Source organism: Psychrobacter sp. NPDC064578, assembly GCF_044901245.1.
GTDB classification, from domain to species: domain Bacteria; phylum Pseudomonadota; class Gammaproteobacteria; order Pseudomonadales; family Moraxellaceae; genus Psychrobacter; species Psychrobacter cibarius_C.
The window spans coordinates 79,111-103,688 of record NZ_JBJDPI010000011.1 but is presented as its reverse complement, the minus strand read 5'-3'; the positions used below and the strand labels follow the sequence as shown (position 1 = coordinate 103,688).

Sequence of the window (24,578 nt, the reverse complement as noted above, 5' to 3'; positions counted from 1 at the left end):
CAGGCTAAGTTTCTACGCCAAGGATGGATGGAGAATAATCTACCTAAACTGTTTCATGATATGGGCTGTATCGATTTTATAAAGACTTAACTATAGTTAAACATTCAGCTTTTCAAGAAGAGCAAGAATGCCGTATGGTATATATCACCTCACTTGATGACCCTAAAGTTAAAATGGATTTTGGCAAGTTTCTATACGTAGAGTACGAACCAGAGGTAAAAGCGAATTTAGACAAAATTTACATCGCACCAGCCGCAACGCAATATCAGCCTTACTTAGCGAAGCTATTATGTGGTACGAATAGTTTAGGAAAAAAAATAAAAATCGAACTCTCAAACAATCCTTACCGCTTACCCACCAGCCACTAAAATTAAAAGCGTGCGCCACCCTAGCGCACGCTTTATCAATCTATATCGCCACCAAATAAATACTCATAAGCCTCATCCAGTACCGATAACATTTCTGCTGTTTTCATCTTTATGACTTTTACTGACCAATAGTGTTCATCAAAATATTTGGGTCGTTTAGGTGACTGATCGGCATTAAAAAACCTTTCATACTCTTTTAAATCTTCAGGATAATTGTCTAAATTTTTAGGGTTACGATGTATGTGAATGATGACCAGTTTGGTTTCGCCTTTATGATTTATAATAAACGGATACCACCCTTTGTCCCCATATTCATGTGGCTCTATGTCCCAAAGATAATCTACAAAATTTTCAAAATCAAAACAGCTGTCATCGTATAAGCTTTCTTCGTATTCTTCGATCTTAGCTAGTGTGTATAACGTTGGTTGAAGACCTAATCTTATTCGCTCTTCCACTTTCCACTCAGAAAAGTATTGTTTTGCTAAGGTAGTCATCAACTCTTTATGACTTAAATGAAATAATGCAGGTGACTGGATCTCAAAAATATCTCTATTAGTAAGAGGAGCCGCAAACATGCTTTTCATGTTGTAAGCCAGATGAGGTGGAATCATTTCCATATCAACGCATAAATTAAGACTATAAAATTCTGCTGTTAGATGCTCAATGATGATAGCAAAATTGCTATATGTACCATCTTCATGATAAATGCCAGAATTTCCAAATATCATTTTTTATCTCATTTTAATAAAAGAGTTGAGTATATCCCGTTTTATTCCACCATTTCCCCATGAGCCTTCACATCACCCTTCTTACCATCAGGTTTAATCTCAATCGGTAATACCAATCCTTTGGCAAAGTCATCGGACAGTACATAATCATAGCGACTAGCGGCGACATCAGGCGTGGTATGAATAATAAGCGTCATCTCATTGGCATCGGTTAGCTCATGTGAGACATAGCTTTCACTGAGCTGATCCAAGGCTTTTGATAGCGCCTCATTACTTGCCATGCTCACGGTCAGATTATGCTGAGCGGTGGCATTATCTACCTTGAAATACTCTGCATAATCACGGACATTTTGGCTATCAAGCGCAAACGGATATTGATAATTGGCAGGGTCAGCGGGCTTTTCACCGCTCGCCATGACTGACCAATCAATAGTCTTAGTGGCTGTCTTTGATGAGTCTGCGGTCGCCACCACTGGCTCAGAAGCTTGAGCGGCAGTTTCAGCATTGTTGTCGCAGCCTGCCAGTGCCCACATGCTGGCAGTAGCGATGATCATCATATTCATTAGGCGCTTAGCCATCGACGTATCCTCAGTATTATTAATCATAGACAATGTCCTATCAGCGCTATTTTGACAGGTTTCTTGCTGCTTCTCTAGACAAAAGCAGCAAACCGTTCATTCTAATCAATGCTTGACCTGAATCTGTGGTTTTGATGTCAGTTTTTATACAGATATTCAATGCAATATTGTTCAATCAACACGCAAAAAAAATAGCCATCCTATGATGACTGTTTTTTATAAGTAGCTAGTTTTTTAAAACTGTCAGACTGTTTATAGCTAGCTAATTAGATTTGGCAGTTTACTTGATATTCTTTACCGTTTGCCCATTTGATGGCAAAAATACCTTTGTCGCCTTTCATGTGCCATGCATAGACAGCTTCTGGGTTTGACTCATTAACGTAGCTTGCGGTATCACCTTGCACATCACCATTTAAGATGATTGGTTGCTCAGCCCATTTTACTTTAGGCAAGGTCGCATTGAGCATCACTTGTTTTTTATTGATAGATTGTTTAGCCATGATAGTGCTGTCGTCAGTACAGGTATAAGGTGCTGGTGCCATACGATCATAAGCGGCATCGGTGACGCTTTCTGATGCAGGCGTGTTTGATGCATTTGGCGTAGTAGGAGCCGTGGTCGCACAAGCACTTAATAGGGCAAGGGTAGGTAGGGCAACAGCAACTTTAGTTAGGGTGTTCATGGCATTCTCCAAAGATATAAAAATCATAATGTATTTATTTTTAATAATGCGTTAAGCATATAGCGCATATGGTAACGAAAACAGCGCTTGAAGAATGTTAGAAATTGTTTGTTACGTGTTCATTAAGTTACTTAATCACTGACTAATGTAACGCATCATTTGGCGCGTTTTGATTGGTATTTAAGCTTTGATTATGAATTTATTAAAAATAAGCTGCTTCAAATAAAAAAGCGCCTATCGACTTTTTGACCGATAGACGCTTTTTTATGAGCTTAAATAAGTGTTTGCCACTCATTTAAGGATCTGTATTTAGCAATAAGATACAGGGCTTTAACTACTTGGTTTTACGCGGTGGCAGACCAGTATGCTGGGTTTGGAAATTGCCTTTGCTCACGCGCTTTTTGGTGTTTTTACTGACTGTGTTTTGACCCGCAGCGCCTTTAGCGGATGCGCCATTGGTTGACGAATTATTATTACGCTTCACCGAATCATTACCGAGGCGGCTGTTCTTTTTACGCGCCGATTGATAGCTGTCTTGTGCCGCATCGCGCCCTTCTAAACTGGCGTTGAACGGCGGGATTAAGCAGCCACGATTTTTACCAATCAAATCGCCACGACCCATATCTTGCAGAGCTTTACGCAATAATACCCAGTTTTTTGGATCGTGATAGCGCAAGAACGCTTTATGCAATTTGCGCTGCTTACCAGATTTGACGATATCCATGTCACCTTCATCACGGCTGATCTTATGCAGTGGATCTTTGTGCGTGTGATACATGGTGGTCGCTGTCGCCATCGGGCTAGGATAAAACGCTTGCACTTGGTCAGCGCGGTAGCCGTGGCTTTTTAGCCACAGCGCAAGGTTCATCATATCCTCATCTTTCGTGCCCGGATGCGCGGCGATAAAGTAAGGAATCAGATATTGCTCTTTACCTGCTGCTTGGCTGTACTGCTCAAACATGGCTTTGAATTTATCATAGCTGCCCATGCCCGGCTTCATCATTTTCGATAAGACGTTTTCTTCTGAATGTTCAGGCGCAATTTTTAGATAACCACCGACATGATGGCTGACCAATTCTTTGACATACTCAGGGTCTTTTACCGCCAAGTCATAGCGTAAGCCAGAAGCGATAAGAATCTTTTTCACGCCCTTGATATCACGGGCTTTGCGATACAACTTAGTCAAATTACTGTGATCGGTAATCAAGTTTTCGCAGACGTCAGGATAGACACAAGATGGCTTACGGCAATTCTTTTCAATGGTCTCGTCTTTACAGCTCAGACGATACATATTGGCCGTTGGCCCGCCAAGGTCAGAGATAACGCCAGTGTAGTTAGGTGCGGTATCACGAATGGCTTCGACTTCTCGTAGGATAGATTCTTCCGAGCGGTTTTGGATAATGCGTCCTTCGTGCTCAGTGATCGAGCAGAAAGTACAACCACCAAAACAGCCGCGCATGATATTGACTGAGAATTTAATCATGTCATAAGCAGGGATGCGTGCATCGCCATAGCTTGGATGCGGCAAACGTGCGTACGGCAAGTCAAACACATAATCCATCTCTTCGGTCGAGAGCGGAATCGGTGGGGGATTGAGCCAGACATCGATGGAGGTGTGTGAGTTACCAGCGCCGCTACTATGACGTTGCACGAGGGCACGGGCATTACCCGGATTGGTCTCAAGATGTAAGATACGGCTGGCATGAGCATAGAGCACAGGGTCAGATTTGACGTGCTCATAATCAGGCAGACGAATGACCGTCTTTTCACGTGGCGGCATTTTTATTTTATGCTTACGCGCCGTCATTGGCTTATCAAAACCACGCATTTGCACCACTTGCGTTTCTTCGTCAACTTGCTCAGCATTTAGAATTTTATTGGCAACTGGTTCAGACACAAAGCCCGGATACTGTGAAGCCATTCCTGAGAGCGCTTGCCCAACTGGTGAATCGCTGGGTTTGTCTTGCTCGATGGAGCATTGATCCACGTCTTCGGTCATCACATACGGATTGATAATCGGGTCAACACGGCCAACGGTATCGACGTCATTACTAGCAACTTCGGTCATATCGTCTTGCCAATGGCGGCGCGTTGGCGTCAATAGATATGAGGTACCGCGCAATTTACTCATTTGCTCAAAGCTATAGCCTTTAGACAGACCATGTACCACATCGACGATGGCGCGCTCAGCATTACCGTACAATAAAACATCGGCACGGGCATCCATCAAGATACTACGGCGGACTTTATCCGACCAGTAATCATAATGCGCGATACGGCGTAGACTCCCTTCGATACCGCCTAGGATAATTGGCACGTCAGGATATGCTTCGCGGCAGCGCTGGCTATAGACGATAGCGGCGCGATCAGGGCGCTTATTTGCCACGTTGCCCGGCGAGTACGCATCATCGCTACGAATCTTGCGATCGGCGGTATAGCGGTTGATCATGCTGTCCATGTTGCCTGCGGTCACGCCGTAAGCATAGACAGGTTTGCCCAATTCCATAAACGCGTCTTTGCTCTTCCAATCTGGCTGAGCAATGATACCCACGCGAAAGCCTTGTGACTCTAGTAGACGACCGATAATCGCCATACCAAAGCTTGGATGATCGACATACGCATCGCCTGAAATGATGATGACATCACAGGCATCCCAGCCCAAATCGTCCATTTCTTTGCGGCTCATTGGCAAATAAGGCGCAGGCTCGTAGCAGCTCGCCCAATGTTTGTCGTAGTCGTAAAGTGGTTTGGTGCCTTGTTTAAAGGCGGTACGGGCGATGGTATCGGCAGACATGAGCGGACCTGTTAATTAGAAAATGGCACTAAAAAAAGCCGTTATTCATTAAAAATATTAACGGCTCATTTAAAAGTGCTCATTTTAACATGAATTGCCTTCATGATGTGATAAACGATGACAAAGGATAGACGATAAGTTATTGATAGTTTAAGTAATCTATGAATAAAAAGGCTTGTAGAAACTAAGCGCATCTTTATTTCAAATCATCGTTTATAGTAAGGATTTACTACTCTAATAACTGAAATGGGAAAGTAACTACGTCAAAAGCTAATGCAAAAGGCAATAAAACCAGCTTTTGCGCCGTATTAGCGCCACTACGAGACACTTGTTTTTGCTGGCTTTGGGTATAAAAACTGACCGTATAAGGTTTGCTTAAGGCACGATAATTCGACTGAATCATGCTTAAATTACTGACTTGTGGATAGATAGCGCCTTTGACAGGAACGCTAAAGCAAAAGCGCTGAGCATTGATACGCTGGTCACTGGCTGAGGTACATTCTTTGCCGTTGTTTTGCAAAAAGAACTGATAGTCAGAACGTTTAAATTCATCTTTTAGTTTGGCATAAGACAGCTTCATCTCTCCCTGAAAGTAGCCATCGTTATTGGGCACATAAAAGTTCATCTCATTATCAACTTGGATATTTTTTGGTGTCAAATTGGTCAGTAAATTCACCATCTCTGTCCCACCTTGGGTCAGCACATAGCTGTTCTTTTCACCGACGATCACCATGGTCGCGTTGGGCATTTTGGGTAATGCTTGTGCAGGGCGACCAAAAGCCACAATTTGATCTTCAGACAAAACGTGTTTAGTCGTTGTGGTGTTGACTCGATTGTCACTGTCTAATAATGAGCTAGTGGCACAGCCAGAGCTGGCGAGTAATGCCGCAAGTGATGTACCGACTATCACTGTTTTAAAGCTTAATGCTTTTAGTACTGGATTATTACTTTCTTCTTTTCTAATGGTACGGGTATTTTTAGTCATGCTAAGGCTTCCTTGTCTACTAGGCGATGGACTACTGGTGCGGCATCTATTATTTATTGCCAAACTTTCATTGATATCGTACCTTGTTTGACCGCGACTTATCTACTTTTAATTAAACAGCCAAGCAGTTTTTATAACCAAATTAATCGAGCAAAATCTTTGTACCACTTTTAGTAAAGTTCATCACAAATTGGCTTTTAAAGTTGCGCACATTATTCTCATAGGTGAGCAAACCAGTCGTGAATCGATGGTAGTCGCTCATATTTTTGGCATTGACCATCAACATAAAATCCGCATCACCTGATACCTCATAACAGCTCATCACCTGTGGCTGTGTATTCATCAAGCGCTCAAACCGATGTTGCATCGAGGTATTTGAGCGCGCCATCTCTATCATCACCACGGCAGTCAGTCCGTAGCCCACCTTGTTTGGGTCAACGATAGCGACTTGCTTGGTAATGACACCGTTGCTGATTAATGCTTGAATACGGCGCTGGGCAGTAGCGATAGACACATGCACTTGTTCTGCTATGGTTTTTAATGGCAAGGTCGCATCGTCCTGTAATAAATTTAAAATCGCTTTATCGATATCATCTAAAACTTGGCTCATGGTGTTCTCTCTTTTAGAAAATATTTCATTCACTGGATTTTTTATAATTATTATCACTATAAATCAAAATATAAGAAAATATTTATTTTCAAAGGCTATAAAAGATAAATTTATTCATAAACAGATTTTTATAGCAATAATATCTCAGCGACACTCAGTAAAATAGGTGCTATTAATTAAGGTCTAACAATTAAAACTTAGCAATTAAAGCCTAGCAACTAAAGCTTAACCCTAACAAGTAAAAGCTCACAGCTGGTTTTCTAATATCTATTCAAATGTACGGTGCTTTTATGTCTACTTCAATGCTTTCTACTGTCTTCGCAAATACGCTCGCAACGACTGTCTCGCGCTTGCCATTGCCAGCGATTTGGACGGCGGGTAGCGCACAGCAACGCACATTAATGTTGGGCGTCATACTAGCAATCTTGTCGAACCTTTTATTTGGCGTACTGTATGCTTACAGCAGCTTTCTAGCGCCATTGTCAGGTACGCAAGTCTTTATCTGGCGCATGCTAGCGATGTGGATTGCATTGGTGGGATATTTACTGATCAGTGGGCGCTTAGGTTTTCACATCGATAAACTCAAAGCGCTAGGCACAGTTAAGCAGTGGGCGTGGTTGCTATTGCCTACACCGATATTCTTAAGCCAGTTTTGGTTATTCATGTGGGCACCCGTGAATGGGCAAGGTGTACAAACCGCGATGGGTTATTTCTTATTCCCACTGATGATGGTTATATTTGGCTGCGTCTTTTTTGGCGAAAAGTTAAGCCGTCTGCAATGGTCGGCTGTTGCATTTGCCGCATTAGGGGTCGGTAGTGAAATTATCCGTACGCAAAGTGTCTCTTGGGCAACGCTTTGGGTCTGCGGCACGTATCCGCTGTATTATATTTTGCGTCGTCTGCAAGGTATTGGCGCGGTGACTGGATTATTGGTTGATTTAACGATATTCGCACCATTTGCTGTGGCTTATTTGTTTTTATTCGCACCGAGCAGTTTAAGCTTAGTGAGCGGTTCTGGCTTTTTTATCCTGATGCTGGCAGGACTAGGCGTCATGAGCGTATTAGCCATGAAAACCAATGTCGATGCCAGTCAGATGCTACCAGTCAACGTCTATGGCATGATGAGCTATTTGGAGCCAGCATTATTGTTTATCTTAGCCGTGACAGTGCTAGGCAATCCTTTCGAGTCAGCGATGATTTATAGTTATGGCTTAATTTGGTTAGGCATCGCATTTTTAGTGGCTCATGGAGTGCGCCAATTACGTAGCGCTCATAAACAATCGCAAACGATAAAGATTGCGCCAGTTGTTTGAAAGTTAATAAGTAAGCTTGATTGAACAAATAAAAACGGACGATTCAGCATAAAGTTGAATCGTCCATTTTTTTAAGATTAACACCAATCTGTTGAAAGATGGCTTTAATCTAAATCCTTCTTAAAACCACGCTGCTTATCACGTTCCCAATCACGGTCCTTAAGCGTTTTGCGTTTGTCGTGCTGTTTTTTACCCAGTGCCAAGCCAATTTGACATTTCACCAACGAGTTTTTCCAATAGCAGGATAATGGCACGCAGGCATAGCCTTTTTGGTTGACTGCACCCATTAACTTTTCGATTTCGCGGCGATTGAGCAGCAGTTTACGGGTACGGATACTATCAGGACTGACATGCGTCGAGCTGGATAGCAGCGGCTGAATATGGGCGCCAAATAGGAAGGCCTCATTATTACGGAAGATAATATAAGCTTCGGTGATGGTCATTTTACCCGCGCGAATGGCTTTGACTTCCCAACCTTGTAACGACAATCCTGCCTCAAACGTTTCTTCAATAAAATACTCGTGTCGAGCTTTTTTATTGGCACAAATTTGATTCTCTGGTTTTTTTGATTTTTTTGACATAATTTCTCCATAAGGACTGCCTACAAATACAAAGTCCTTATATGACTAGTCCTACTGATTCCTCATCCTAACTCAATAAATGGCATTGTCTTTTATTTGGTTTATAAAATGGATGAGTCGAACCGCCTATTGTAGCAAAGCCTCTAACAAAAATGTAAGTCGGCTATTAGGACAAATGTAGCCAATATAGTCGAAGTCATTTAAGGTGGGTACACAGCAATCGAGTGCAAACAGAAGACTGAGTACATTAAGTGAGGTTAAGGCGGTAACTATTTACAAATGCATCGACGATAAGTATTAAGTTTGAGCAAAATTTGCTAGCATATAGCCTACTATTACTGACCCTATTAGCCACGCTATGAGCCACTCTACTTCTGCTAACTCCTCAAAGCTGCACACCAGAATTTTATATCCTGGTACCTTTGATCCTATTACCAATGGTCATGTAGACTTGGTCACACGCGCCACCAAACTGTTTGATGAGGTCGTTATTGCGGTTGCCTCAGGACATCACAAAAAGCCTTTATTTAACTTTGAGGAGCGTGTCGCCTTAGTTGAGACAGTATTTGCTGACTTACCACAAGTATCGGTGGTGGGTTTTGAAGGTCTACTCGTTGATTTTATGCGTGAAAAAAATGCCACTGCTGTCTTACGAGGTCTGCGGGCGATGTCAGATTTCGAATATGAATTTCAGCTGGCCAATATGAACCGTGAGCTTGATGAAAACTTTGAAGCGGTGTTTTTAACGCCATCGCAGAATTACTCATTCATCTCCTCGACGATGATTCGAGAAATCGCCAAACTCGGTGGTGATGTGACTAAATTTGTCCCGCCATGTGTGTCACAAGCTTTTGCTGAAAAACTCAATCTTAGATAGCAAAATACCTGCTGACAATGAAGATGTGTCGAACATTTAAACGCATCGAAATCGTCAAAGCCAACGATACAAGTGCTATAAGCAAAATATAAGGATCAGTCTATGGCGTTATTAATTACTGATGAATGCATCAACTGCGATGTGTGCGAGCCTGCCTGCCCAAACGAAGCCATCTCAGAGGGCGATGACATTTATGTGATTGACCCTGATTTATGCACCGAATGCGTCGGTCATTTTGATGAGCCGCAATGCGTAGTCATTTGCCCTGTCGATTGTATTCCTCATGATCCCAATCATGTCGAAACCGAAAGCGATTTGTTGTCAAAATATAAACGCATTACTGGTCAATAAAATATGACAGAATCACTCTCATCTACGAAATCAACGAACGACTTTGACCAGCAACATCTCTGGCATCCGTACGCCAGCTTACCGCCGACTTATCCTAATATTGTGATTGATCACGCTGATGGTATTTATATCGTCACGCAAGATGGTACGCGTCTGATCGATGGGATGTCATCGTGGTGGGCGAGTGTCCATGGCTATAATCACCCCAAACTAAACGCGGCAATTATTGAGCAGTTGGGTAAAATGGCGCATGTCATGTTTGGTGGTTTGACCCATCAGCCCGCCATCGATTTGGGCAAAAAACTGCTGTCAATTGTGCCTGCCGGACTGGATGCGATATTTTATGCCGATAGCGGTAGCATTGCGGTAGAAGTTGCGCTTAAGATGGCATTGCAATATCAAATTGCCGCTAAGCGTCCGCAAAAGTGCCAATTTGCCTCGACCCATTCTGGTTATTATGGTGATACATGGCATGCGATGAGTGTCTGCGACCCTATCAATGGCATGCATAGTCTCTATGGTAAGCAATTACCGATGCAGCATTTTGTCGCAGCACCGCCACTGGGCTTTGAACGTGATATTACCCAACAGGAATATGATGAATTAACGGATTTCTTTGATAAAAATAGCGATAAGTTGGCTGGATTTATTATTGAGCCGATTATTCAAGGCGCAGGCGGGATGCGCTTTTATAGTCCTCAATATTTACAACTGTTGCGAAAGCTCTGTGATGAATATGATGTTGTATTAATTGCTGATGAAATCGCCACAGGCTTTGGACGTAGTGGTAAGCTATTCGCTTGTGAGCATGCCGGTATCAGCCCAGATATCATGACCGTTGGCAAAGCGCTGACTGGTGGCTATATGACTTTTGCCGCAACACTATGTACTCGAAAAGTTGCTGAAACGATTAGCCAAAGTGATTATCCGGCACTGATGCACGGTCCGACCTTTATGGGCAATCCGCTAGCTTGTGCCGTCGCTTGTGCCTCAATTGATTTAATACTCTCCTATGATATTGAAGCGCGTACAGCAAATATCCGAACAATAATGGAGCAACAACTTGCTGTAGCAGCAAAGCTAGACGGTGTTAAGGAAGTACGCTGTCTGGGCGCAGTTGCCGTCATTGAGCTAAATGAAGCGGTTGATATGCCGACCTTTCAGTTTTTATTAATTAAAAACGGTATTTGGGTTAGACCCTTTGGTAAGTTAGTCTATATCATGCCGCCTTATGTGATTACAGATGACGAACTTGTTACCTTATGCCAATCGCTATTAACAGTATTGAGAATTTATTTAACGTAAATTTCTTTGACTGAAGAAGGTTAATGATGAGCGTGCTCTTTATTTCAGGAATTGATACCGATATCGGCAAAACTTATGCTACTGGCATGATTGCTAAAGCGTTATTGCAGCAAGGTGTCAATGTCATTACTCAAAAGTTGGTGCAAACTGGGGTAGCAATAAATCCAAATAGCGGTGTGATAGGCATTGCCGATGATATTATTATCCATCGTCAGCTGATGAACCTTCCGTTGCAACCTTGCGACCTTAATTTCACCACTTGTCCATATCGTTATGAGAAGCCTGCATCACCGCACTTAGCGACTCGGTTATCAGGAGAAGTGCTAGATCCTGAACTGATCACTAGTGCCACCAAACGATTGCAAGCTGAGTATGACTTGGTATTACTAGAAGGTGCTGGTGGGTTGCTCGTGCCAATAACGGAGCAGTTATTAATTTTAGATTATATTACTGCTCAAGGTTATCCGATTATTTTGGTTACTTCTGGTCGGCTTGGTAGCATCAACCATACCTTGCTTAGTTTGGAGGCGATAAAATTTCGCGGTTTAGAAGTTCATAGTGTTGTTTATAATCATATTCATGATAATGCTGCTCAGACGGATGCTGAGATTGCTAACAGTACGGTTGCATTTTTGCAAAATTATTTAGCGGAGAATTATCCAAATACGAATTGGTTATCTTTACCTGTGCATGGGAATGATAGCTGTAATAATGCAGATTTTATACTCCCTGAAAACTTTATATAAATCACCGTTAAAAATAAGCTAAAAAACTTTCCGAAAGCAAGATTAATTTTGCTATACTAGCGCGCTTGGTAGACTAGGCAATCGCCGCTGCACACTGGCAACAGACTGAGCAGGGGAGGAAAGTCCGGGCTACATAGGGCAGCGTGCCAGCTAACGGCTGGGCAGGGTAACTTGACGACCAGTGCAGCAGAGAGTAGACCGCCTTTGGCTTATATGAGTATCGCAAGATGTTCATGTCATCGGTAAGGGTGAAAGGGTGCGGTAAGAGCGCACCGCGTGTCTGGCAACAGTTCACGGCATGGTAAACTCCACGCGTAGCAAGACCAAATAGGCATCGGCATGGCGCGGCCCGCGTTCGATGCGGGTAGGTTGCTTGAGCGTACGAGCGATTGTACGCCTAGAGGAATGATTGTCCACGACAGAACCCGGCTTATCGGTTTACCAAACCTTTTTTATTGTTCGTGATAAAAATGCAGCTAATTTGAATAAATTTCATATTTTCTGCAAAAAATGCCCTTATAGGGGTTGACGACAGTCAACAGCTTGGGTAAAATGTGCATCCTAAAATGGCGATGTAGCTCAGCTGGTTAGAGCGCATGACTCATAATCGTGAGGTCAAGAGTTCAAGTCTCTTCATCGCCACCATTTTTAGTAAGAACTGTAATATAAAAAATGCCAATCACTATTTGATTGGTTTTTTTTTGCCTGAAATAAATTATTTAAGAATATGGTGAATGGCTCAAGCCGCACCATAAAACATTATAATTACCTACTGATTTCTTGCTAAATCATAGCTTTATCTGTTTAGGTACAGATTAATTGTTGTAACTTATGTCCCGCTTACTTATCATAGGGGCTGTTTTCGGTAAAGTCCTGTAACGCCATGTCTGTACAACTACCTCCTTATCGTCCTATTAAGCACCGCAGTGGTCTAAAAGTCATGGGTGCCGCATTTCATGCTTTGCTGATGCGTGAGCTGCAAACGCGCTTTGGTGGTTATCGCTTGGGCTATCTGTGGGCGCCATTAGAAATTATTTTTCAAATGCTTATATTTCTAGTGATTTTTGGCGTGATTATTGAACGTGCATTACCAGGGATGAGCTTTCCATTGTTTTTAGTTGCTGGAATGGTTCCTTTTCGCATGTTTCAGACCATTGCGACTAGAGCACTAGGAGCTGTTGAGGCAAATCAGGGACTTTTGATGTACCGTTCAATACGGCATATTGACGTCATTATTGCTAGATCAGCTTTAGAGCTTATTATTTATTTTTTAACATTTATTATATTGTTGGTTGGCTTGGCTTTCTTTAATGATTACGCCAGTTTGGGAAATTTGCATATTGTACTTTTCTGCTGGATAACGATGTTTATGTTCAGCTTCGGTGTCGCTCTAATCATGATGATTGTTGGTTATTATGGGGGTGAAATCACCAAGGTAATTACGATTCTCTTTACCATATTGTATTTTGCTTCAGGTATCATTTATCCGATTCATATTATTCCAGAACCGTACTTTAGTTATTTACTTTATAACCCTTTCATCCATAATATTGAATTGATACGACACGCTTTAGCGCCCAATTATCCCGCTTATCATATTGATATAACGTACTTTTTAAAGTGGACGGTTGCAGTAAATTTCTTGGGTCTGCTCATGTATAAAGCAGTTGAAAGAGACTTAATACGTTCTAAATAACGACAGGTAAGTGAATGATTGAAATTAGAAATGTTTCTAAGTCCTTTATGACCAAGCAGGGTCGGCATTATCTATTTAAAGATTTGAATCTGACCATTGGTGATAAAAAAAGTGTGGGTTTACTCGGTCGTAACGGGGCGGGTAAATCGACTTTGCTGCGTATTATTTGCGGACTAGATAAGCCTGATCACGGAGAGATTATTACCGACTCGACGATTTCTTGGCCAGTAGGGGTAGCCGGCGGTTTCCAAGGTAGTTTGACGGGTCGTCAAAACGTCCGCTTTGTTTGCCGTCTTTATTCAAGCGGTCCCTATATTGACGAAAAAATTCGTTTTGTGGAAGAGTTCGCAGATATCGGAAACTATTTCGATATGCCGGTAAAAAGTTATTCATCAGGGATGAAAGCACGCTTAACGTTTGGCTTAAGCTTAGCCTTCGATTTTGATTATTATATGCTTGATGAAGCAGGCGCTGTGGGTGATGCGGCTTTTCGTAAGCGTAGTGAAGAGATATTGGCCGCGCGCCGTGAACAAGCAGGGTTTTTGATCGTATCGCATAACATCGGTGATATTAAGCGTAATTGTGATATTGGTATTGTGCTAATGGATCAAACAGCACACGTCTTTGAAGACACAACAGAAGCGATTGAGGTATATGAAGAGCATGTCCACAAAGCGAAAAAATAAGATAATTGACTTCTCGCTGTTTATTGGCTTGGTGGTCCTCCCTTGGGCGTTGGCGATATTTTATGTCATGACCATTGCTCATCCGCGGTTTATTTCGACGGCTGATGTGGTGGTCAAACAAGTCAGTGATACCAGTGTGCCTTCTGGCGGTGGACTGTCGGCCTTGTTGGGTGTGAACAGTACCAGTAAAGAAGATGCGACTTATCTGACCGAGTATATTCTATCCAATGATATGGTGAAGCGCCTTGATAATAAGTTCAAGTTCCGCGAAGCGTATCATGTCGATGGCTCAGATCCGCTCAATGAAATTGAGCCTGATGCCACACAAGAAGAGTTACTTGAGTACTTCAAAAAGCGTGTACACATCAATCTGGACGAGCAAAGCTATGTGCTGTCAGTATCGACGGAAGCCTTTGATCCAAAGTATGCTTTTGAGCTGAATAAAACGATCCTCAATGAGTCTGAGCAGTTCGTCAACCGTATTTCACAAGAGGTGGCTCGTGATCAGTTGTTATTTGCAGAGACGCAATTGGATGAATCACAAGATCGCTTGAATGATGCCAAAGAGAAATTGTTAAACTATCAGAACGAAAATGAGATTTACGATCCACAATCCAATGCTCAAATTGTGAATCAGGTGATTGGTAGTTTGCAAGCGCAATTAAGTTCATTACGTACCGAAGAGCGTCAATTACTCAGCTATCTGAACCCAGACGCACCGCAAGTAGTGTCACTAAGAAGCCAGATCAAAGCAGTCGAAGAGCAAATTCTTCAAGAGCAAACCAAACTGACCTCGCCAAATACTACTAAGCTAAATCGACAAGCAGTACAGTTTGAAACCATCAAAGCTGATGTCGATTTCGCCACTGAGCTGTATAAGCTTTCTTTATCTTCGCTTGAAAAGTCACGTTTAGAAGCCTTTAAAAAGATGAAGAATTTGATTGTTATCTCAACACCATATCAGGCTGAAGAAGCAACTTATCCACGCCGTGCTTATATTATTTGGACGTCGCTAGCATTACTTTTGATGCTTTATGGATTTGTGCGCCTAGTGATGGCAGTTGTTCGTGATCATCGTAGCTAGTTTTAACACACCAGATATCAGTAATGATCGATAGATCAGCAAAGGAATACCACTCATGAATATGAAGCCACGTCCTATTGTGACCGTGATAAAAGTGTTAAGTTTGGCCATGGCAGCCAGCAGTGTATCAGCACTAGCAGCAGGCAGTTATGCTGATCAAATTTCAGGATCTAGCTTTGGCACCAGCAATAACAGCATGAGTCAAGACCAAAACAGCAATAACATCAATGTCTCAACACAGGCATTTGCAGGTGGTGTATCAGGACAGGCGACCGCGCAAGAAGCGGTTAATGCCTCAAGCTTGCCAAGTCAGTCAGTCATCAATACCACGCGCCCCTATCAAGACATCAACACGCAAGACATGATGTTTGGTGAGCAGCTGTTTCGTGGAGCATTTTCGACCACCTCTGGCTCTACCTTTAATGACAGTTATGTGATCAACCCGGGTGATAACGTCCAAGTACGGATGTGGGGCGCTTATCAATATGCGGCTACCATGACCGTCGACCCACAAGGCAATATTTTCTTGCCAAATATCGGTCCAGTACGTGTCTCAGGTGTGCAAAATGGCAGTCTGCAAAATGTGGTAAAAAGTGCTGTCAGTCGTATTTATCGCTCGAACGTTGGCGTTTATGCTTCATTAGAGCAAGCACAGCCAGTGAAGGTATTTGTAACAGGTTTCGTTAAACAACCAGGTTATTACGGCGGTTTAGCAGCAGACTCTGTATTGTCTTATTTGGATAGAGCAGGCGGCGTTGACCCAACACGTGGTAGTTATATTGATATTCAAATCAAACGTAATGGGCAAATGCTACAGCAAGTCAACCTGTATGATTTTTTACTAGCGGGTAAATTACAAGCATTCTCTTTTCGTGATGGCGATGTGATTACGGTCGCGCCGCAGAAAAAAACCTTTGAAGTAGGCGGTCAAGTCCAAAACGAATATACCTTTGAATTTGATGTGAACGATCTGACCATTGGTGATGTGTTGCAAGTGGCCAATCCCGCAGCAAATGCGACCAACGTTAGTATCACTCGTAGTGCAGGACGTGCGCAGACGGCGGAATATTACTCGTTAGCAGAAGCTCAAAACGTGCCTGTTTATAATGGTGATAAGATGGTAGTTACCTCCGATCGCTATGCGGGCACAATCGCGGTGCAAGTAAAAGGTGCGCATACGGGTAATGGTGCCATGGTTGTGCCGTATGGCGCACGCTTAAAGGACATCGTGCCACAGCTACAGCCAAGCCCACTCGCCAAACTGACTCATTTGACCATTTATCGTGAGTCTGTTGCTGAGCAACAAAAACGCATGATTAATGAGTCGCTCGATCGTCTAGAAGAGCTGACGCTTGCCACGCAGTCGACCACTCGTGAAGAAGCAGCACTGCGTCAAGACGATGCAGCATTGGTTAAGCAGTTTGTTGCCAAAGCACGTAATGTTAAAACGACGGGTCAAATTGTTGTCGTCCCGAATTCGTGGCAGGATATTATTCTGCAGCAAGGTGATATCATTGAGATACCTGCGCAAACATCTGTCATTACCGTTAATGGTCAAGTACGAGCACAAGGCGCACTGACCTTTAATCCAGATTATACCGTTGGTGATTATGTTGCCAATTCAGGTGGTTTCTCTGACAATGCTGATGTTAAAGAAATCTTGATTATCCATCAAAATGGCGCCAGTGAGGTGGTCAATACCGCTTACCGTATCCAGCAAGGCGATGAGATTATGGTATTACCAAAAGTCAAAACCAAGCGCGTAGAAATTGCTCGTGGCTTATCGCAAATTGTTTATCAATTAGCCATCGCTGCTAAAGTGGTTCTCGATTTATAACCATTACTGAAAAGTTGTGTAACAAGAGAACAAGTCATCTGCATAGATTGATGTAAAAGTAATGAATAAGGGTGTTAAAAATGGCAAAAAGTGCGGCAGATGATGTCAATGTGGCAGTGACCTCTCACTCTGATAATACGCTGCTTTTGCCATCATCCCCATACCAATTGCCACAGCATTTGGCGATCATTGGTAAGGGTATGCGTCAAAACAATGTACTTTTGTCCCAGGTATTGCAAGCAGATATTCAGCGCTGGTATCCGTGGTCAGGTCTACCGCAACGTATCAATGCAGGTAAAACGCATTTACTGTCTGCATTGCCATTGCCTAATGTTGTAAAAAATCAGATAACTCATTTGTTTAATTCCTCTCTCTCTTTTCAGCAACCCGATGCCTTTATCGGTTGGGGTCGTAAAAAAAGTTATCAACGAGCTAATAAAGTGGCTAAGCGGCAAAAGCTTGAGACATTAAGTGTCGAAGATGGCTTTTTGCGTTCATTAGATTCTGGTGTTAGTAGCCGTCATGGCCTGAGTGTCGTCGTCGATGACCTTGGTATTTATTTTGATACGACGCATGACTCACGCCTTGAGCGGCTGATTATTGAGCGTACTAAAAATGCTACTACGCCCAATAATTACGAAATAAATGAAGTGCGCGCACGGCAATTGATGGCACGTATTTGTAATGAGCAACTCAGTAAATATAACACAGTGATCGATTGTCCGTCCTTGGATGAATTGACGAGTGAAGACGGTGTTAACACAACAGCAGATCCCTTGAAATCGCATGTTTTATTGATTGACCAAGTGGTTGGTGATGCTTCTATCACCGGTGCGGGCGCGGATAAACGTCAATTTAAGAAGATGTTAAAATCTGCGTGTCGTAATCATCCTCACGCCCATATCTGGATAAAGGCACATCCTGCGTCAAAATCAGGATACCTGACCCGTTTAAAACTAACTAAGCAGGTTCGGTTATTAACGCAAGCGCTCAATCCTATCCAGCTATTAGAGCAAGTTGACCATGTTTATACGGTCAGCTCCCATATGGGCTTTGAAGCATTGATGTTAGGTAAAGCAGTACATTGCTTCGGGGTCAACTGGTATAGTGGCTGGGGTCTAACTGATGACAGCGGCGCACCCAAAAAGCTGCTTAAAGCGGTCGAGAAACGTCGTCAAAAACTTGTCAGCAAACAGCTAGAGTCTAGGGGACACTCAAATCCTGCGTTGTTTCCTACATCATTTGCTAAAAAAACATCTGCAACGTTAGAAACGTTATTTTATAGCGCCTATATAGATTATAGTCGTTATGTAGATCCAGCCACCAAGCAAGCCTGTGATATTGATACAGCGATAGAATGGCTAGTGACTAATCGGTATTGGCAAGCGCGCCTTGAAGGGGATCTCACGATATATGAATTTAGTCGCTGGAAATTACCATTTGTAAAAGCTTTTACGAATCTACCGCGTACGACATTATTTATCAAACCCAAGCCACGTCTCAAGAATCTACTGCATCCCGATCATTTTCGTATTGATTATCAGCAGCCTCTATTAGTGTGGGGTTTAGCCAAACGCCAGCAAGTACAAAATAAATTACAGCGTAAGCTTGAGAAACAGCCGCATTTATCCCTACCGTCTATATACTGTATGGAAGATGGGTTTATCCGCTCAAATGGTTTGGGCGCGACGTTGTTAGCACCGTTGTCGGTCGTTATAGATAAGCAAGGTATTTATTATGATGCAACCCAGCCCTCAGATTTAGAGACGTTGCTACGTCATTGTCAGGCATTGAACCCACAGCAAAGTGTCCGTGTGCAACAGCTGCAAGATAAATTGCTGAATCAACGGGTGAGTAAATACAATGTTGGGGCTGAGGTCGACAGTGCTAATAACCAGCATACTTCGTGGATGCATGAGGCTAGGGTATCTGGCAAGCGCCGTCTGCTTATTATCGGTCAAGTCGAAGATGATTTATCGGTGCAGTACTGCGGCTCAACGATCAAAACCAACAGCGGCTTGATTGAGCGTGTATGCCAAGACAATCCTGACGCTTATCTTATTTATAAGCCGCATCCTGACGTTGAAGCAGGGCTAAGGGCTGGTAAGGTGAGCGCAGAGTTTTTACGACAGGTCAGTGCCATCGCCTATGATACTGCGATGCCTGATTGCTTAGAATGTGTCGATGAAGTACATACGATTAGCTCATTGACTGGCTTTGAGGCGTTGCTGCGCGGTTTAGACGTTACTTGCTACGGCTTACCGTTTTATGCTGGTTGGGGGTTAACGGCAGATATTGATGCCCAGTTATCACCGAAAGCTGACTATTTAGAGAGACGAAAACGCGACATTGCATTAACGCTTGAGCAATTATTATATTGTGCGCTTATTCGCTATCCTTTATATCGTTTGCCAAATGGCTATGGGCTTGCACAAGTAGAGCAAGTGATTGACTATTTATACCCTCCTAAAAGCGCTCCTTTGCTTAAAGATATTCATAATACAGCGTCTCAAGCGCAAATATCTAGCATTATAAATAGCTCGATTAACCATGCGACTTCAGTTTTATCCACGCTACCTGAAAATTTTAAACGCCAAGTGACTACTCGTTTTATGCAGCAGCGTCATCAATGGCAGCAGCGCCTGCGTAAACTATCTCGTTAGTTTATTCTAAACTTATGACGTAAATCCATTGCGACAAGTAGGGGCTTTTTCGGTATAATCAGTGATGATTAGTGTGTATTTACACGGTTTAATATTCAAGTTGTTTAATAAATACTCCCGCTTTTATCCTTCATCTTCTCATTAATGGTAATTCAATACTATGGCAGCTTCGATGTCTCACTTGCTTACTCATCGACACGTCTTGCTGTTACAAGGAAAGATGGGCGGATTCTTTAACCGTTTTTCGACATTTCTGCAAACTCAAAATATTAAGGTTAGTAAGATTAACTTTAATGCAGGTGATGCATTCTTTTATCATCATGATAATACCTATGAATATACCGATACGTTAGCGCAGTTCTCTTCTTGGTTGCAGGCTTTCATTGAAGAAAATAGCATTGATGCGATTGTCTGTTTTGGTGATTGTCGTCCGCATCATACCCAAGCTGCTTGTATCAGTGAGCAGTTGGGCACCTCTTTTTTTGTATTTGAAGAAGGCTACTTGCGTCCCGATTACATTACATTGCAAGAATATGGCATTAATGGCTATTCGCGCTTAAATACGGCAGATATTAAAGCGCTCAAAAAAGCCAATGATAAACCACTGTATACTCACAATCGATTTTATCGTTTGAGTATCGCTGCGATTGTCTACTATATTATCGTTTGGATATACAAAAGTCGCTATCCGCACTATTCGCACTATCGCGGTATGACAGCGTGGCAAGAAGCAATCGCTTGGCTCAAAGCACCATGGCGTAAATTGCGAGGGTATTTACCTGATAAGAAATTGCAAAATAAGCTGACCAAAGAACAAAGCAATAATTATTTTTTGATTAGTTTACAAGTGCATAATGACTCGCAGATTACCCATCATAGTGACTATCGTGATGTGGTGCAGTTTATTGATGAGTCTATTGCCAGCTTTGCAGAGTATGCTGATAAGCAGCAATTACTGGTATTTAAGCATCATCCGTTAGATCGTGGTCATCGAGATTATCGCGAGCTGGTATCTAGCTTGGCTAGACGCTATCAAGTGGCGGATCGTGTGTTTTATGGTTGCGACATGCACCTGCCAACCTTGATGAAACACAGTATTGGGATGGTGACCATTAATAGCACGACAGGTTTGCAATCGGTATATCACAAAAAACCTACCAAGATCATGGGTCGTGCGATTTATGATACGCCGAAACTGATAGATCAAAAACCACTGAATGAGTTTTGGCAACAACCTAACCGCCCAGATAATGAGTTTTATCTTAGATTCCGTGAATACTTGATAGAGCAAACTCAAATCAACGGGGCTTTTTACGGTAAGTCACCATGGATGCATAAATATCTGCATAGCGCAGGATGTGAACCCATAGAGAGCGATCTGTCCAAAACCAATACCCCTCAGTAGATTATTGATTGTTCATATTCAGTTAGCATGAGTCTTGTCGAAGTGAATAAGGTGCTATCAAGCCGCTCGCTTTCTATCTGTACAGTTATCCGCTCGTAACTTCACTTGTAAATCATCCCTCTGCTAATAAAATCGCCTTACTTTATGGTAGAAAACTGCTAGAATACTCTTTCATGCCTGCGCATAAGAGTTGACGTCCTGAGCGGTTGATTGGAGATGATAATATTGGCAAATAAGCTGATTCTAATTATTTTCTCTTCAACGATGGACAGCTATTTTAGCGGTTGCGCCTGACAGCATTTATTTCTTAATTTTATTATTCTATCACCCTTAATTTAGTAGGCGCTTTGTGACTGCATTAGCAAATATTCGTAACTTTTCAATCATTGCCCACATTGATCATGGCAAGTCGACGCTTGCTGATCGTTTTATTCAAATGTGCGGTGCCTTGCAAGATCGCGAGATGCAGGCGCAAGTACTTGACTCCATGGATATTGAGCGTGAGCGCGGTATCACCATTAAAGCGCAGTCGGTAACCTTATTCTACGATCATCCTAATGGTGAGCGCTATCAGCTCAACTTTATCGATACTCCAGGACACGTTGACTTCTCATATGAGGTGTCGCGTTCACTAGCCGCTTGTGAAGGGGCGCTATTGGTCGTTGATGCCGCGCAAGGGGTGGAAGCTCAGTCCGTGGCCAACTGCTATACTGCCGTTGATCAGGGTCTAGAAGTCATGGCGGTATTAAATAAAATTGATTTGCCACAAGTCGAGCCTGAGCGTGTCATTCAAGAGATTGAAGACATCATTGGTATTGACGCAGTTGATGCGCCACGAGTTTCTGCTAAATCGGGTTTGGGCGTTGATAAATTACTAGAAGCATTGGTTGAATTTATCCCTGCACCGACTGGTGATCGTGAGGCGCCACTACAAGCATTGATTATTGACTCTTGGTTTGATAACTATCTAGGCGTTGTGTCTTTAGTTCGGGTACGTGAAGGTACTATCCGAAAAGGTGATAAACTTTATATCAAATCAACCAAAGAATCGCATTTAGTCGGCTCGATCGGTGTCTTTACGCCCAAGCCTGTCGATACGGGTATCTTGGAGGCGGGTGAAGTCGGTTTTATTATTGCTGGTATCAAAGATATCGCTGGCGCGCCAGTGGGTGATACGATTACCCACGCTAAAACGCCAGACGTTGAGCGTATTCCAGGTTTTAAACAGATTACTCCGCAAGTCTATGCCGGTATGTTCCCTGTTGATTCTACTGATTTTGAAAAATTCCGTGAAGCGCTGCAAAAGCTACAAATCAACGATGCGTCATTGTTCTTCGAGCCTGATACCTCAGATGCACTAGGCTTTGGTTTCCGTTGTGGTTTCCTTGGTATGCTGCACATGGAGATTATCCAAGAGCGTTTAGAGCGTGAATATGACTTGGATTTGATTACTACTGCGCCATCCGTTATCTACGAGATCGTCAAGAAAAATGGCGATATCATGTATGTTGATAACCCATCAAGACTCCCTGAGCCGAATAATATTGAAGAGTTCCGTGAGCCCATTGCCCGCTGTCAGATTTTAGTACCGCAAGATTACTTAGGTAATGTCATGACGCTTTGTATCGAGCGCCGCGGCGTACAGGTAGATATGCGTTTTATGGGTCGTCAAGTACAGCTGATCTTTGATATTCCGATGGGCGAAGTAGTCATGGACTTCTTTGATCGTCTAAAATCGGTATCACGCGGATTTGCGTCACTGGATTATAACTTTGAACGGTACCAAGTCGATAAGCTGGTCAAAGTGGATGTACTGATTAACGGCGAAAAAGTTGATGCTTTGGCTATGATTGTGCATGAAACCCAATCACGCTATCGTGGTAATGCGCTAGTGACTAAGATGAAAGAATTGATTCCGCGTCAGATGTTTGATGTGGCAATTCAGGCCGCGATTGGTAGCCAGATTATTGGGCGTAGTACAGTGAAAGCCATGCGTAAAGACGTCTTAGCTAAGTGTTATGGCGGTGATGTGTCGCGTAAGAAAAAGCTATTGTCTAAGCAAAAAGCCGGCAAGAAACGTATGAAGCAAGTCGGTAATGTGGAGATTCCACAAGAAGCCTTCTTAGCGGTATTGCAGGTTGAGTAAGTCATTACTAATTGCGGGTCAACGATAGTTTTGTTGGTGTCATTAGTGGCGCAGTTGATAGTATAGATAGCCAGATAAGTCGCTCGTTAATAGGCAATTGAGTATGGATTTTGATTTTAATTTAATTTTAGTACCATTAACCATTGGTTTGGGTATTATTTGGCTATTAGATAAGCTGACCCTGAAACAGCGTAAAACTCGCGGGCGTGGTCAAGAAAGTCTCTTGGTACGCTGGGCTTATGATTTTTTCCCCGTATTGGCAGTGGTGTTAATAGTACGCTCGTTTTTGATTGAGCCTTTTAATATTCCCTCATCTTCTATGGTGCCGACATTATATACGGGCGATTTTATTGCGGTTAATAAGTATGCCTACGGGGTGCGCCTACCGCTGACGTATAATAAAGTGCTGGATACGGGCGCGCCTGAACATGGTGATGTGGCGGTATTCCGCTATCCTGAAAACCCAAGTATTTATTATATCAAGCGTGTTATTGGTTTGCCTGGTGATACTGTTAGTTATGATCAAGGGACACTTTCTATCAACGATGTCCCAGTTGACACTAAGCCTGTCGATTTTGCGGCAAACCCTGAGTTGACCTCACAGCTTTATTTACCAGGACAAATTGGTCCAGGGCAAGTACTGACCGAAGACAGTGCGGCAGCGATGGGTCAGCAAGAAGAAGGTGAGGCGCAATACTTTCAGGAAACACAAGGTGAAAACAAGCATCTTGTTCGTTACTTAAATGGTATGAATAGCTCTCAATATGCACCATTTTTGCAGCAGCAATCGCCAGAAGTGGTTAGCTCAGCAGGTACCAAATGGCGTATTAGCGTTCCAGAAGGTCAGTATTTTGTGATGGGCGATAACCGCGATCGTAGTGCTGATGGTCGGTTTTGGGGATTTGTTCCTGATGAGAATTTAGCGGGTAAAGCGGTTTATATCTGGATGCATAAGCCACCCGGACTTAATTTACCAACGTTTGAACGCAATGGTACTATTGATTAAGATTATGTAATTAAGATTATGAGACGCTCTATTGGTTGATTTATCGATAATAGTTTTATGCTAATATTGTTGCTATCTAATAAACGGCTACCTAGTATTTCGGTAGCTCCTAAAAAATAGTTGTTTACCAGTAGAGGGA

The 24,578-nt window shown here is 42.8% G+C and carries 21 protein-coding genes, 1 tRNA gene and 1 other RNA gene; 16 read left to right on the top strand and 7 right to left on the bottom strand.

What is annotated here, in order from left to right; all coding sequences use genetic code 11:
* The first annotated feature begins 134 nt into the window (after positions 1 to 134).
* A complete protein-coding gene (locus ACI2JM_RS12810; protein ID WP_404644652.1) occupies positions 135 to 368 on the top strand; it encodes a hypothetical protein in 234 nt (77 codons plus the stop codon).
* A 35-nt stretch (positions 369 to 403) separates the two neighbouring features.
* On the opposite strand, the gene ACI2JM_RS12805 is transcribed toward ACI2JM_RS12810, so the two are convergent.
* From ACI2JM_RS12805 to ACI2JM_RS12780, 6 genes are all read right to left on the bottom strand, one after another.
* Positions 404 to 1,096 carry a hypothetical protein gene (locus ACI2JM_RS12805; protein ID WP_404644650.1) on the bottom strand — a complete coding sequence of 231 codons (693 nt, stop codon included), beginning with the start codon at positions 1,094 to 1,096 and terminating at the stop codon, positions 404 to 406.
* A gap of 41 nt (positions 1,097 to 1,137) precedes the next feature.
* Positions 1,138 to 1,701, bottom strand: a complete 564-nt coding sequence (locus ACI2JM_RS12800) for a hypothetical protein (protein WP_404644648.1) — start codon at positions 1,699 to 1,701, stop codon at positions 1,138 to 1,140.
* A 239-nt stretch (positions 1,702 to 1,940) separates the two neighbouring features.
* Complete coding sequence (locus tag ACI2JM_RS12795) at positions 1,941 to 2,354, bottom strand: hypothetical protein (RefSeq protein ID WP_404644646.1); 414 nt, start codon at positions 2,352 to 2,354, stop codon at positions 1,941 to 1,943.
* A gap of 334 nt (positions 2,355 to 2,688) precedes the next feature.
* Positions 2,689 to 5,148, bottom strand: a complete 2,460-nt coding sequence (locus ACI2JM_RS12790) for a YgiQ family radical SAM protein (RefSeq protein ID WP_404644644.1) — start codon at positions 5,146 to 5,148, stop codon at positions 2,689 to 2,691.
* Positions 5,149 to 5,377: 229 nt separating this feature from the next.
* Positions 5,378 to 6,133 carry a hypothetical protein gene (locus ACI2JM_RS12785; protein WP_404644642.1) on the bottom strand — a complete coding sequence of 252 codons (756 nt, stop codon included), beginning with the start codon at positions 6,131 to 6,133 and terminating at the stop codon, positions 5,378 to 5,380.
* A gap of 142 nt (positions 6,134 to 6,275) precedes the next feature.
* Positions 6,276 to 6,743 (bottom strand): Lrp/AsnC family transcriptional regulator, encoded by a 468-nt coding sequence (locus ACI2JM_RS12780; RefSeq protein ID WP_201580891.1) that lies wholly within the window; start codon positions 6,741 to 6,743, stop codon positions 6,276 to 6,278.
* A 290-nt stretch (positions 6,744 to 7,033) separates the two neighbouring features.
* Here ACI2JM_RS12780 and rarD point away from each other — a divergent pair, with 290 nt between their 5' ends.
* On the top strand, positions 7,034 to 8,056 hold the full coding sequence (gene rarD / locus ACI2JM_RS12775; RefSeq protein WP_404644640.1) for an EamA family transporter RarD: 1,023 nt from the start codon (positions 7,034 to 7,036) through the stop codon (positions 8,054 to 8,056).
* A gap of 104 nt (positions 8,057 to 8,160) precedes the next feature.
* On the opposite strand, the gene smpB is transcribed toward rarD, so the two are convergent.
* Positions 8,161 to 8,637 carry an SsrA-binding protein SmpB gene (gene smpB / locus ACI2JM_RS12770; protein WP_011512728.1) on the bottom strand — a complete coding sequence of 159 codons (477 nt, stop codon included), beginning with the start codon at positions 8,635 to 8,637 and terminating at the stop codon, positions 8,161 to 8,163.
* A 358-nt stretch (positions 8,638 to 8,995) separates the two neighbouring features.
* On the opposite strand from smpB, the gene coaD reads away from it, so the two are divergent.
* The 14 genes from coaD to lepB all read left to right on the top strand — a co-directional run bounded on the left by coaD (position 8,996) and on the right by lepB (position 24,439).
* Positions 8,996 to 9,514, top strand: a complete 519-nt coding sequence (gene coaD / locus ACI2JM_RS12765) for a pantetheine-phosphate adenylyltransferase (protein ID WP_045453657.1) — start codon at positions 8,996 to 8,998, stop codon at positions 9,512 to 9,514.
* A 102-nt stretch (positions 9,515 to 9,616) separates the two neighbouring features.
* Positions 9,617 to 9,865 (top strand): YfhL family 4Fe-4S dicluster ferredoxin, encoded by a 249-nt coding sequence (locus tag ACI2JM_RS12760; protein ID WP_021814308.1) that lies wholly within the window; start codon positions 9,617 to 9,619, stop codon positions 9,863 to 9,865.
* A gap of 3 nt (positions 9,866 to 9,868) precedes the next feature.
* A complete protein-coding gene (gene bioA, locus ACI2JM_RS12755; RefSeq protein ID WP_372815382.1) occupies positions 9,869 to 11,170 on the top strand; it encodes an adenosylmethionine--8-amino-7-oxononanoate transaminase in 1,302 nt (433 codons plus the stop codon).
* Between the two features lie 26 nt (positions 11,171 to 11,196).
* Entirely contained in the window at positions 11,197 to 11,916 is a 720-nt protein-coding gene (bioD, locus tag ACI2JM_RS12750; RefSeq protein WP_404644660.1) for a dethiobiotin synthase, read from the top strand.
* A 65-nt stretch (positions 11,917 to 11,981) separates the two neighbouring features.
* Positions 11,982 to 12,365: RNase P RNA component class A (rnpB, locus tag ACI2JM_RS12745), an RNA gene on the top strand.
* A gap of 119 nt (positions 12,366 to 12,484) precedes the next feature.
* Positions 12,485 to 12,561, top strand: a tRNA-Met gene (locus tag ACI2JM_RS12740).
* Positions 12,562 to 12,799: 238 nt separating this feature from the next.
* Positions 12,800 to 13,612, top strand: coding sequence for an ABC transporter permease (locus tag ACI2JM_RS12735; protein WP_201602263.1), 813 nt, complete (start codon positions 12,800 to 12,802; stop codon positions 13,610 to 13,612).
* A gap of 14 nt (positions 13,613 to 13,626) precedes the next feature.
* On the top strand, positions 13,627 to 14,298 hold the full coding sequence (locus ACI2JM_RS12730) for an ABC transporter ATP-binding protein (protein ID WP_060490415.1): 672 nt from the start codon (positions 13,627 to 13,629) through the stop codon (positions 14,296 to 14,298).
* Positions 14,276 to 15,382: a capsule biosynthesis protein gene (locus tag ACI2JM_RS12725; RefSeq protein WP_404644636.1), complete on the top strand. Its 1,107-nt coding sequence runs from the start codon at positions 14,276 to 14,278 to the stop codon at positions 15,380 to 15,382. Before ACI2JM_RS12730 ends, ACI2JM_RS12725 begins: the two co-directional genes overlap by 23 nt.
* Before the next feature lie 55 nt (positions 15,383 to 15,437).
* Positions 15,438 to 17,219, top strand: a complete 1,782-nt coding sequence (locus ACI2JM_RS12720; RefSeq protein WP_404644634.1) for a polysaccharide biosynthesis/export family protein — start codon at positions 15,438 to 15,440, stop codon at positions 17,217 to 17,219.
* Between the two features lie 80 nt (positions 17,220 to 17,299).
* On the top strand, positions 17,300 to 19,882 hold the full coding sequence (locus ACI2JM_RS12715) for a capsular polysaccharide biosynthesis protein (RefSeq protein ID WP_404644632.1): 2,583 nt from the start codon (positions 17,300 to 17,302) through the stop codon (positions 19,880 to 19,882).
* 160 nt (positions 19,883 to 20,042) lie between these two features.
* A complete protein-coding gene (locus ACI2JM_RS12710) occupies positions 20,043 to 21,287 on the top strand; it encodes a capsule biosynthesis protein (RefSeq protein ID WP_404644630.1) in 1,245 nt (414 codons plus the stop codon).
* Between the two features lie 349 nt (positions 21,288 to 21,636).
* Positions 21,637 to 23,433: a translation elongation factor 4 gene (gene lepA / locus ACI2JM_RS12705; RefSeq protein WP_045443608.1), complete on the top strand. Its 1,797-nt coding sequence runs from the start codon at positions 21,637 to 21,639 to the stop codon at positions 23,431 to 23,433.
* A 103-nt stretch (positions 23,434 to 23,536) separates the two neighbouring features.
* Positions 23,537 to 24,439 (top strand): signal peptidase I, encoded by a 903-nt coding sequence (gene lepB, locus ACI2JM_RS12700; RefSeq protein ID WP_109590988.1) that lies wholly within the window; start codon positions 23,537 to 23,539, stop codon positions 24,437 to 24,439.
* Positions 24,440 to 24,578 lie beyond the last annotated feature (139 nt).

What these genes read in the sequence shown, in the direction of transcription:
- ACI2JM_RS12810 (WP_404644652.1), top strand. Translation starts at nt 135, where the DNA reads ATGGTATATATCACCTCACTTGATGACCCTAAAGTTAAAATGGATTTT.
- ACI2JM_RS12805 (WP_404644650.1), bottom strand. Translation starts at nt 1,096, where the DNA reads ATGATATTTGGAAATTCTGGCATTTATCATGAAGATGGTACATATAGC.
- ACI2JM_RS12800 (WP_404644648.1), bottom strand. Translation starts at nt 1,701, where the DNA reads ATGATTAATAATACTGAGGATACGTCGATGGCTAAGCGCCTAATGAAT.
- ACI2JM_RS12795 (WP_404644646.1), bottom strand. Translation starts at nt 2,354, where the DNA reads ATGAACACCCTAACTAAAGTTGCTGTTGCCCTACCTACCCTTGCCCTA.
- ACI2JM_RS12790 (WP_404644644.1), bottom strand. Translation starts at nt 5,148, where the DNA reads ATGTCTGCCGATACCATCGCCCGTACCGCCTTTAAACAAGGCACCAAA.
- ACI2JM_RS12785 (WP_404644642.1), bottom strand. Translation starts at nt 6,133, where the DNA reads ATGACTAAAAATACCCGTACCATTAGAAAAGAAGAAAGTAATAATCCA.
- ACI2JM_RS12780 (WP_201580891.1), bottom strand. Translation starts at nt 6,743, where the DNA reads ATGAGCCAAGTTTTAGATGATATCGATAAAGCGATTTTAAATTTATTA.
- rarD (WP_404644640.1), top strand. Translation starts at nt 7,034, where the DNA reads ATGTCTACTTCAATGCTTTCTACTGTCTTCGCAAATACGCTCGCAACG.
- smpB (WP_011512728.1), bottom strand. Translation starts at nt 8,637, where the DNA reads ATGTCAAAAAAATCAAAAAAACCAGAGAATCAAATTTGTGCCAATAAA.
- coaD (WP_045453657.1), top strand. Translation starts at nt 8,996, where the DNA reads ATGAGCCACTCTACTTCTGCTAACTCCTCAAAGCTGCACACCAGAATT.
- ACI2JM_RS12760 (WP_021814308.1), top strand. Translation starts at nt 9,617, where the DNA reads ATGGCGTTATTAATTACTGATGAATGCATCAACTGCGATGTGTGCGAG.
- bioA (WP_372815382.1), top strand. Translation starts at nt 9,869, where the DNA reads ATGACAGAATCACTCTCATCTACGAAATCAACGAACGACTTTGACCAG.
- bioD (WP_404644660.1), top strand. Translation starts at nt 11,197, where the DNA reads ATGAGCGTGCTCTTTATTTCAGGAATTGATACCGATATCGGCAAAACT.
- ACI2JM_RS12735 (WP_201602263.1), top strand. Translation starts at nt 12,800, where the DNA reads ATGTCTGTACAACTACCTCCTTATCGTCCTATTAAGCACCGCAGTGGT.
- ACI2JM_RS12730 (WP_060490415.1), top strand. Translation starts at nt 13,627, where the DNA reads ATGATTGAAATTAGAAATGTTTCTAAGTCCTTTATGACCAAGCAGGGT.
- ACI2JM_RS12725 (WP_404644636.1), top strand. Translation starts at nt 14,276, where the DNA reads ATGTCCACAAAGCGAAAAAATAAGATAATTGACTTCTCGCTGTTTATT.
- ACI2JM_RS12720 (WP_404644634.1), top strand. Translation starts at nt 15,438, where the DNA reads ATGAATATGAAGCCACGTCCTATTGTGACCGTGATAAAAGTGTTAAGT.
- ACI2JM_RS12715 (WP_404644632.1), top strand. Translation starts at nt 17,300, where the DNA reads ATGGCAAAAAGTGCGGCAGATGATGTCAATGTGGCAGTGACCTCTCAC.
- ACI2JM_RS12710 (WP_404644630.1), top strand. Translation starts at nt 20,043, where the DNA reads ATGGCAGCTTCGATGTCTCACTTGCTTACTCATCGACACGTCTTGCTG.
- lepB (WP_109590988.1), top strand. Translation starts at nt 23,537, where the DNA reads ATGGATTTTGATTTTAATTTAATTTTAGTACCATTAACCATTGGTTTG.